Source organism: Serratia sp. A07 (assembly GCF_058725505.1).
In genome coordinates, this window is sequence record NZ_JBZXDO010000215.1 from 1 (window position 1) to 757 (window position 757).

The window sequence follows — 757 nt, forward strand, 5'->3', positions numbered from 1 at the left end:
TGAGCAGCGTAACAGGCTGAACCAAATCGGACGGCTTGGCCGGCAATATGCGCGCTTCGTAAAGTTCAATAAAAGGTCGCTCATCGTCGCCACTTTGGCCGCGTTGGTCTACCTGACCTTTGTTTGTCTGAAGCTGATTGCGAGTGTGACGTCCCTCCAGGAGATGCAGCGCCTGACTGACTCCACCGTACTGATAAATGGCTGCCTGATCCTTTTGTGCGCATTTGCCGTATGGGCGCTTCTGGCCCAGGGGGTGCAAGCCTATCTCTGGCGAAAAATTTTGGTCTTGCTGGCGAACTACGTTCCCCAAATGCCGGAGTGGCACCAGATGTTACTGGAGTACGATCAGGCAGGCGAACTGACGCCCCGCGAACTGTTGGTATGGGTGAGGGAAGAGGACTACCTGCTGCAGCGCGGTTTGGAACGTGTGTAATCAACTGGAGATATTTACATAGACAAGCGGATGGCGCAGTACAAGCGCTATTTCACAGGCCTCCGGGAACGGATGCCATCTACAGGAGCAAACCCCATGACGGCACAAGAAGAACTGAAACACCTGATGGAGCAACACACGCTCAACATGCGAGATGTTGCGAGGATTGTATGTCGTGAGACGTTAAAACCCGTCAGCATGAGGGCTGTGCGAGGCTGGCTGGCTTCGCCAGAGAAAGGATATTCCCGCCCCTGCCCCGACTCGGTTGTCGAGGCGGTCAAAGCCCATTTCCAGCGCGAGGTAGTCTGAAATGAATATTCTCGG

Annotated in this window: 2 protein-coding genes; both read left to right on the forward strand. The window is 54.6% G+C overall.

Going from position 1 to position 757, the window contains the following annotated elements:
- Nucleotides 1-433: hypothetical protein (locus AC4PR2_RS29335; RefSeq protein WP_492176106.1), on the forward strand; the 433-nt coding region annotated here is incomplete at its 5' end.
- Between the two features lie 96 nt (nt 434-529).
- Nucleotides 530-742, forward strand: a complete 213-nt coding sequence (locus AC4PR2_RS29340; protein ID WP_180547205.1) for a hypothetical protein — start codon at nt 530-532, stop codon at nt 740-742.
- The last annotated feature ends 15 nt before the right edge of the window (nt 743-757 follow it).

What these genes read in the sequence shown, in the direction of transcription:
- AC4PR2_RS29340 (WP_180547205.1), top strand. Translation starts at nt 530, where the DNA reads ATGACGGCACAAGAAGAACTGAAACACCTGATGGAGCAACACACGCTC.